The sequence below is a fragment of the Flavobacterium aurantiibacter genome (assembly GCF_002251775.1).
Classification (GTDB): Bacteria; Bacteroidota; Bacteroidia; order Flavobacteriales; family Flavobacteriaceae; genus Flavobacterium; species Flavobacterium aurantiibacter.
This window is the reverse complement of record NZ_NOXX01000102.1, coordinates 1-8,319: the sequence shown is the minus strand read 5'-3', so window position 1 is coordinate 8,319 and position 8,319 is coordinate 1. Positions and strand designations below refer to the sequence as shown.

Sequence of the window (8,319 nt, the reverse complement as noted above, 5' to 3'; positions counted from 1 at the left end):
TTTGAAAATTCGATTGTTTGTGTACGTATTTGGCTTTGTGATTTTACTGCGTAATATTGCAATATTCCCTCGAATAAAATATTGTAAATCATTGCGTTAATCTAAATTGATTATATAATATTTCGGCGCATTTATCACTAAAATACATAACGCTTTTTTGAAAAATCGCCTACAAGCGCGTTTGCCGTTCCCATAATTACTCTCAGCAGCTGGGATTAATGTCTTGAGTTAAAAAACTACGATGAGCGTAGAAAAGAACACCTTGCAAAAACAGAACGTAGCTTTTTACCATAAAAAAAGACTGCCCGAAGACAGTCTTTTACTTACTATATGCTTTTTTCTATTACGACTTAATCAATTCGAAACTGCGCTTTACAAAAGCGGTTAATTCTTCGCCTTTCAACAGGTTTTGCGACAATTTTGCCAAATCGAGCGCCTGTTTTACCAGTTTCGATTGCGCATCGTTATCTGCTGTATTTAAAATACGTTCTGCCAGTTCCGAGTTAGTATTTACCACCAAATTGTACATTTCGGGCATGCTTCCCATACCAAACATACCGCCACCTGTTGCACTCATTTCTTTCATACGACGCATAAATTCGGGTTGCGTAATAATAAACGGCGCCGCACTGCTGTCCATTGCTTCTAACTGTACCGTATAAGTAGGTTTTGGAACAATTTCTTCAACCACCGTTTTTAATTTCTCTTGCTGTTCGTCCGATAATTTAGAAATTACCGTATCGTCTTTCTTGATTAAATTGTCGATATGATCCGCGTCTACACGTACAAAGCTGAGGTTTTCGTTATCGCTCTCTAATTTTTGAATCAAATGTGCCACAATCGGCGAGTCGAGCAACAGCACTTCGTAACCTTTTGCAGTGGCCGCCTCAATGTATTGGTGTTGCGCATCTTTATTGGCTGCATACAGTGCAATCAATTTACCGTCTTTATCGGTTTGAGCGTCTTTGATTTTTTCTTTCAACTCGTCAAGAGTTAAGAAGGTATCGTTAACCGTTGGGTATAACATAAATGCGCCGGCTTTTTCGTAGAACTTAGGTTCCGACAACATACCGTACTCCAACACAATTTTAATATCGTTCCACTTTTTCTCGAAGTCCTCGCGATTTTCCGTGAAAAGCGATTTCAACTTATCCGCTACTTTACGCGTAATGTAGTTCGAAATCTTCTTCACATTTCCGTCGGCTTGCAAATACGAACGCGATACGTTCAACGGAATATCTGGTGAATCGATTACACCTTTTAGCATGGTCAGGAATTCAGGTACAATTCCTTCTACATTATCCGTTACAAAAACCTGATTTTGATACAGTTGAATCTTATCTTTCTGAATTTGTAAATCAGCCGCCAGTTTCGGGAAGTACAAAATTCCGGTCAGGTTAAACGGATAATCTACATTCAAATGGATGTTAAACAAGGGTTCATCGAACTGCATCGGATACAACTCGCGGTAGAAGTTTTTGTAATCTTCGTCGGTTAAATCGGCGGGTTGTTTCGTCCATGCCGGCGTCGGATTGTTTACAATGTTATCTACCTCTTGGTATTCTGTCTGGTAATCTTCAGGTGCATCCTCCGGTTTTGGCAAAGCTTCTTTACGAGTTCCAAACTTAATCGGAATCGGCATAAACTTGTTGTATTTGTTCAACAAGCCTTTGATTTTGCTTTCCTCCAAGAACTCAACCGAATCTTCCGCAATGTGCAAGATAATTTCGGTACCGCGAGTTTGCTTGTCCGATGCAACTAAGGTAAACTCCGGACTACCGTCGCACGTCCAATGCGCTGCCGGTTCGTCTTTGTAACTTTTGGTGATGATCTCTACTTTATCGGCCACCATAAAAGCGGAATAAAATCCGAGACCAAAATGACCTATAATGCCCGTGTCTTTGGCACTATCTTTATATTTATCTAAAAACTCCTCGGCACCCGAAAAAGCAACTTGGTTGATGTAACGTTCCACTTCTTCGGCAGTCATACCAATACCTTCGTCGATAATGTGCAACTTTTTGCCTTCTTTGTCAATTTTCACTTCAATTTTCGGTTGGCCGTATTCCACACTGGCTTCGCCAATACTGGTTAAGTGTTTGAGCTTCAACGTAGCGTCTGTCGCATTCGAAACCAACTCGCGCAAAAAGATTTCGTGATCACTGTATAGAAATTTCTTGATCAGCGGGAAGATGTTTTCAACCGAAACATTAATTTTTCCTGTTGTCATAGTCGTTTATGTTTAGTTTTATTCGCTTTCCGCAAAGCAAATCAAGTACCACTGTCAAAAAAAATGACAAATTGTCGGTTCAATTTTACAATTTATTTAGATAATTCTACAACCGTTAATTTTAACAGTCTTGTATCTTTGTCCTGTAATTAAAACAATTAAAATTGATGAAAAAAATACTTTTCGCGCTCATGTTAGCAGTTAGCGTAGTGGCTTGTAAGTCGTCAACTTCGGCAGTAAGTACCAAAGTCGACAGTAAAGTACAATCTTCTCTAAAAGGAAATTGGACAATTCAGTCGGTTACTTATCCGAACTCGAACGTTTTTAAGGTAAACTCTTTTCAATTGGCCGACAGCCAGTGCTTTGTTGGAAGCGCTTGGAAATTAGTCGCCAATAACGATTCAGGAACTATGTCTATAGAAAAAGGAGGTTGTCCTTCATTTTCATCGCCAATTAAATGGTATATCAACAAGGAAGGACAATTTGTACTAAAAGTTCTAAACGCCGGTGAAAAAGCAAAACGCGTGAAAGACGGATACGTACTTTCTGTGGCCAACGTTACTGAAAGCAGCTTTCAGTTGGTTGATGTTGTAGATATCGCCGGAAAACAAACCAACATAGTATATCAATTCGTTAAAAATTAAAACATTCTCCCATGAAAAAGATAGGAATTTATGCAGTAACAGCTGCCTTTTTAGTAGCATCGCTAACAGGTTGCGAAGCTGTAAAAAATACAAATAACACGCAAAAAGGTGTCGGTATTGGCGCAGTTGCCGGTGCGGTAATTGGCGGTGTTCTTGGAAACAACCTAGGTAAAGGCGGTAATGGTGCCTTAGGCGCAGTACTTGGTGGCGTAGTTGGCGGTACTGTTGGTGGCGTAATTGGTAACAAAATGGACAAGCAGGCACGCGAAATCGATAACGCGGTTCCAGGTGCGTCTGTAGAGCGCGTAGGCGAGGGGATTAAACTAACCCTAAACGAAAATGCAGTGCGTTTCGATACGTCTAAATCGTCTTTAACGCCAACAGCAAAAGCAAATCTTGATAAACTTGAGAAAGTTTTCGAGGAGTATCCAGACACAAACATTGTAATCTACGGATACACCGATAGCACCGGTTCAGCCGAATTTAACCAAAAGTTAAGCGAACAGCGTGCTGCTTCTGTAAAAGCGTATTTAGTTTCTAAAGGTATTGTAGCTTCCCGCATCACCACTCAGGGAATGGGTATCGCCGATCCTATCGCAACAAACGATACACCCGAAGGTCGTGCGCAAAACCGTCGTGTTGAATTCGCCATCACTGCGAACCAAAAAATGATCGAAGAAGCGCAAAAAGAAGTGAAGCAATAAAACAACGCGGGTTCAATTTTCACAGCGAACTCTCGGTAAGCCTTAAACAATTTTCAAACCGCAAGCGACAGTACTTTTACTTCGTTTGCGGTTTTTTATTTGGGCGTTGCGGCGCTCGGGTTTGCTGCGCAGCGTGTAGTGGCGCCGCCGCGCTTTACGCTGTATAAAACGTACTGCCGTTTGCATTTGCACGCATGGGCAAGGCTCATAAAATCGCCTCACCATCGCGGCAAATCGCAAAACAGCAGTTTTGTTTTATGCCGCTGCAATCGCTAACGCGAAATATCGTTCTAACGTTTCTCAGTAATTTTAACTTGGCTCTATTTCTGGGTTAAAAACCCGCTTTGACGATCTTTTTCTACTCATTTTTAGGCTTATTCTTAACGTTTGTTTACAAGTGTACAAGCATTTGTTGCCGTATTTTTGTAGTAAATCTAGTGTATCATGTGTGCTAAAAGAAAATCCGATGTTCTCGAAATCGACGATAACTATATCATCGAAAAATATATGGATAGCGTCCTTTCTGGCGCCGACCACCACAAAAACGTTTACCTTTTTTGTAAACACAACGAAATAGAAGAAGCAACTTTTTACAGCTTTTTCGGTTCGCTCGACGGCGTGAAAGCATCCATCTGGACAAAAATGTTCGACAATGCCGAAACTGCCCTTCGATCCGATGCGCAATACGAAAACTACGATGCCAAAACAAAACTCTTGTCCTTGTTCTATACCTTGTTCGAAATTTTTGCGCTGAATCGCAGTTACCTACTCGAAACGGTAAAAAAGGAACAGTATAAACTAAAAGATTTAGAACAACTCAAAGCGTTTCGCAAGCGTTTCAAAACCTTTGTCGACGGTATTCAGGCATACGACAATCAAAGCATTCCCGATAAATTTCGCCAACGCGCAAAACCGCTCTACAGCGAAGGTGCGTGGATTCAGTTCTTACTGCTTTTCCGATTCTGGCTCTCCGACGAGTCGCCTAAAGCGCAAAAAACCGATATCCTGATCGAAAAATCCGTAAATGCAGCCACCGATTTACTCGACATTAAACCCATAGAAAGCTTGTTTGACCTAGGTAAATTCCTTTGGAAGGAAGGAAACATGCGATGAAAACACTCGATAAAATTCCAACTACCAAAATTGAACGCGCTTCGCAACTCGTAAAAACAGGTTTTAAAGTGGGTACAAATTACTTGTCCTACTACGGCGAAAAACTAGTAAATCCAGACTTATCGCGCGATAAACTCAACGAGAACAACGCCGCCGATATTTACGATGGTTTAAAAAACTTAAAAGGTTCAGCCTTGAAAGTGGCGCAAATGCTTAGCATGGATAAAAATATCATGCCGCGCGCCTACGTCGAGAAATTCTCTCTTGCACAGTTTTCAGTTCCGCCTTTATCGGCTCCTTTGGTGCGAAAAACATTTAAAACCTACTTAGGGAAATATCCCGAAGAAATATTCGATACGTTTACGCCCGATTCAGTAAACGCAGCGAGTATCGGCCAAGTGCACCGCGCATCGATCGGCGAAAAACAATTGGCAGTAAAAATTCAATATCCGGGTGTTGCCGAAAGTATTAGTTCCGATTTAGCCATAGTGAAGCCATTCGCAATTCGAATGTTTAACCTACAAGGCAAAGATTCAGATCGGTATTTTAAAGAAGTAGAAGACAAACTTCTTGAAGAAACCGATTATAAATTAGAGTTACGTCAAGGACAAGAGATTTCAAAGGCTTGTGCGCAAATTCCGAACCTGAAATTCCCGAAATACTATCCCGAATATTCGTCGGCAAAAACCTTAGCCATGGATTGGATGGAAGGCGAACACCTTTCTGAATTCTGTGCCCGAAACACCGACACCGAACTCGGAAACAAGCTAGGTCAAGCGCTTTGGGACTTTTATATGTTTCAAATGCACGGCTTGAAGAGCGTTCATGCCGATCCGCATCCAGGGAACTTCTTGGTGAGTCCGGATAACGAACTAATTGCAATCGATTTTGGTTGCATTAAACGGGTTCCCGATAGTTTCTATTATCCGTACTTCGAATTGGCAAACCCAGAATTAATTGATGATCCGAAACGTTTCGATGAAAAATTATACGAGCTAGAAATTTTACGCACCGACGATACCCAAGAAGAAGTCGTGTATTTCACCTCGCTCTTTCGACGCTTGATGAAAGTATTTACGCAACCGTTTCACGGAAGTAGTTTCGATTTCTCAGATCCAGCTTTCTTTGACCAAATTGCCGCACTTAGCGAAGAATTTAGCAAGGATACACAAATTAGAAAAATGAACGGAAACCGCGGTTCACAACACTTTATCTACATCAATCGAACCTTTTTTGGATTGTACAATTTGTTATTCGACTTAAAAGCTGCGGTCGATACACAATATTATCAAAAATATATCGTTTAAAAAGTGTTAGTTTGGTGGTTAGTTAGTTTGTAAAGGCGGGATTTCTTTCGGAAATTACCGCCTTTATTTTTGCTCATGCTCGAAATTCAAAACGTTTCCTTCTCTTTTTCCAATCAGCTGATTATCGATAAGCTTGCCCTCGATTTACCGAGCGGTAAACACCTGGCTGTACTGGGCGAAAGCGGTTCGGGCAAAAGCACTTTACTGAAACTCATTTACGGCATTTACGATTGCCAAGAAGGTCAAATTGTATTCGATAACCAAAAAATAAAAGGTCCAAAACAACAACTTATTCCCGGACATCCCAATATTAAGTACGTTCCGCAAGACTTCGAGCTTAATTGGTATGCAACCGTTGCCGAGAATATCGGTACGTTTCTGTCTTATGCAACTCCTACAAAACGAAACGAAATTATAGCCGACTTGTTACATCGCTTCGACTTAACCGACGTTGCCTCCAAAAGAGCAATCGATTTAAGTGGCGGACAAAAACAACGAACGGCACTTGCAAAATCCTTAGCAATAAACCCAAAATTACTATTGCTCGACGAGCCGTTTAGCAACATCGATACCGCCCGGCGCAATCCCATCCGAAGAGCGCTTTTCGATTACGCAAGCGAAAACCAAATTGCCGTAATCTTAGCAACGCACGATCCCGACGACGCTTTAGCATTTACCGATTTCACACTTATTCTCCATCGCGGAAAAGCACTTCAATTTGGTTCTTCTTTTCAGGTTTACAATGCACCAAAAACACCCACAGTCGCTGCACTGTATTCCGATTTTACACTCTTCCGCGAAAGCGATTCAACCCGAGAAATTATCGTTTATCCACATGAGTTTTCAGTGGTTCCACAAAGTAACATCCAAGTTGTCGTTAAAAATTGCTACCAGCAACGATCTCAGTTCTTAGTGCAGGCACATACAAACCAAGGTGAAGTGTTTTTCTACAGTCAAACACCTTTCCAACCCAATACAATTTTGTGTTTAGAAGTACATCCAGACGCACAAAAACGCTGGCAACCAGAACAATTTTAGTGTCGTAAATCAATCGAGCAATCTGCTCACAGCGCATTTTTATTTATCGAACGTTCAATTTTAACAATTCCGAAATTTTTGGCTACTTTAGTACTTTCAAATTGTTATAATCTAAATTTTTCTAATGTATAATTCGAAAATCGCAGGTTTGGGTTTTTACGTGCCTGAAAACGTCGTTACAAATGCAGATTTGTCCAAAATTATGGATACCAGCAACGAGTGGATTATCGAGCGTACCGGTATTGAGGAGCGCCGTCACATCGTTAGAGGTCAGGATACCACTACATCCATGGGCGTAAAGGCCGCTAAAATTGCCATAGAACGCGCCAACATTTCAAAAGATGATATCGATTTTATCGTATTCGCTACGCTTAGTCCAGATTACTATTTTCCGGGGCCGGGTGTTTTGGTACAAAAAGAACTCGGCTTGAAAACCGTCGGAGCACTCGATGTCCGAAATCAGTGTTCGGGTTTTGTTTATGCACTTTCTGTGGCCGATCAGTTTATTAAAACAGGTATGTACAAGAATATATTGGTCATTGGTTCCGAAGTTCATTCAACGGGCTTAGACATGACTACCCGCGGTCGCGGCGTATCGGTGATTTTTGGCGATGGGGCAGGAGCTGCCGTAGTTTCTCGCAGTACCGACGATAGTAAGATATTATCGACACATCTCCACAGCGAAGGTCAACATGCCGAAGAGTTAATCGTGAAAGCACCGGGCATGGGCGGGCGTTGGGTTTCCGATATCGTTTCCGATAACGATCCAAACGACGAAAGTTATATGCCGTATATGAACGGACAATTCGTGTTTAAAAACGCCGTTGTGCGCTTTGCCGAAGTAATTAACGAAGGTCTCGAAGCCAATCAGCTAAAAGTGTCCGACATCAATATGCTGATTCCACACCAAGCAAATCTTCGCATTTCACAGTTCATCCAGCAAAAGTTTGGTCTCGCCGATAGTCAAGTGTTTAACAACATTCAGCGCTACGGCAACACTACCGCTGCTTCGGTGCCAATTGCTCTTACGGAAGCTTGGGAAGCAGGCAAAATCCAAAAAGGCGATTTGGTTGTATTGGCAGCTTTCGGAAGTGGTTTCACTTGGGCATCGGCAATTATTCGCTGGTAATCCTAATTATATAGTATTTTTAAATCCGGTGGTTTTTTCAATCATCGGATTTTTTATTTACCTGATTTCGATTTAAAAATTGCAGTCAGAAAACAGATAAATGGTTGACTAATACCAATTGGGACTGTAAAAAAGGCTAAAGAAAAAAGGTTGT

The 8,319-nt window shown here is 41.4% G+C and carries 7 protein-coding genes; 6 read left to right on the top strand and 1 reads right to left on the bottom strand.

Annotation, left to right across the window (positions count from 1 at the left end):
* Window positions 1-343 precede the first annotated feature (343 nt).
* Window positions 344-2,230: a molecular chaperone HtpG gene (gene htpG, locus CHX27_RS01580; protein WP_094485020.1), complete on the bottom strand. Its 1,887-nt coding sequence runs from the start codon at window positions 2,228-2,230 to the stop codon at window positions 344-346.
* A 167-nt stretch (window positions 2,231-2,397) separates the two neighbouring features.
* Here htpG and CHX27_RS01575 point away from each other — a divergent pair, with 167 nt between their 5' ends.
* The 6 genes from CHX27_RS01575 to CHX27_RS01550 all read left to right on the top strand — a co-directional run bounded on the left by CHX27_RS01575 (window position 2,398) and on the right by CHX27_RS01550 (window position 8,165).
* Window positions 2,398-2,874: a lipocalin family protein gene (locus CHX27_RS01575; protein WP_094485019.1), complete on the top strand. Its 477-nt coding sequence runs from the start codon at window positions 2,398-2,400 to the stop codon at window positions 2,872-2,874.
* An 11-nt stretch (window positions 2,875-2,885) separates the two neighbouring features.
* A complete protein-coding gene (locus tag CHX27_RS01570) occupies window positions 2,886-3,578 on the top strand; it encodes an OmpA family protein (protein ID WP_094485018.1) in 693 nt (230 codons plus the stop codon).
* A 444-nt stretch (window positions 3,579-4,022) separates the two neighbouring features.
* Window positions 4,023-4,691, top strand: a complete 669-nt coding sequence (locus CHX27_RS01565; protein WP_243388936.1) for a TetR family transcriptional regulator C-terminal domain-containing protein — start codon at window positions 4,023-4,025, stop codon at window positions 4,689-4,691.
* Window positions 4,688-5,998, top strand: a complete 1,311-nt coding sequence (locus tag CHX27_RS01560) for an ABC1 kinase family protein (RefSeq protein WP_094485016.1) — start codon at window positions 4,688-4,690, stop codon at window positions 5,996-5,998. Before CHX27_RS01565 ends, CHX27_RS01560 begins: the two co-directional genes overlap by 4 nt.
* A gap of 75 nt (window positions 5,999-6,073) precedes the next feature.
* Entirely contained in the window at window positions 6,074-7,036 is a 963-nt protein-coding gene (locus tag CHX27_RS01555) for an ABC transporter ATP-binding protein (RefSeq protein WP_094485015.1), read from the top strand.
* Window positions 7,037-7,160: 124 nt separating this feature from the next.
* A complete protein-coding gene (locus CHX27_RS01550) occupies window positions 7,161-8,165 on the top strand; it encodes a 3-oxoacyl-ACP synthase III family protein (protein WP_094485014.1) in 1,005 nt (334 codons plus the stop codon).
* Window positions 8,166-8,319 lie beyond the last annotated feature (154 nt).

Bases quoted from the DNA above. Each gene is read 5' to 3' on its own strand.
- htpG (WP_094485020.1), bottom strand. From the start codon at position 2,230: ATGACAACAGGAAAAATTAATGTTTCGGTTGAAAACATCTTCCCGCTG.
- CHX27_RS01575 (WP_094485019.1), top strand. From the start codon at position 2,398: ATGAAAAAAATACTTTTCGCGCTCATGTTAGCAGTTAGCGTAGTGGCT.
- CHX27_RS01570 (WP_094485018.1), top strand. From the start codon at position 2,886: ATGAAAAAGATAGGAATTTATGCAGTAACAGCTGCCTTTTTAGTAGCA.
- CHX27_RS01565 (WP_243388936.1), top strand. From the start codon at position 4,023: ATGTGTGCTAAAAGAAAATCCGATGTTCTCGAAATCGACGATAACTAT.
- CHX27_RS01560 (WP_094485016.1), top strand. From the start codon at position 4,688: ATGAAAACACTCGATAAAATTCCAACTACCAAAATTGAACGCGCTTCG.
- CHX27_RS01555 (WP_094485015.1), top strand. From the start codon at position 6,074: ATGCTCGAAATTCAAAACGTTTCCTTCTCTTTTTCCAATCAGCTGATT.
- CHX27_RS01550 (WP_094485014.1), top strand. From the start codon at position 7,161: ATGTATAATTCGAAAATCGCAGGTTTGGGTTTTTACGTGCCTGAAAAC.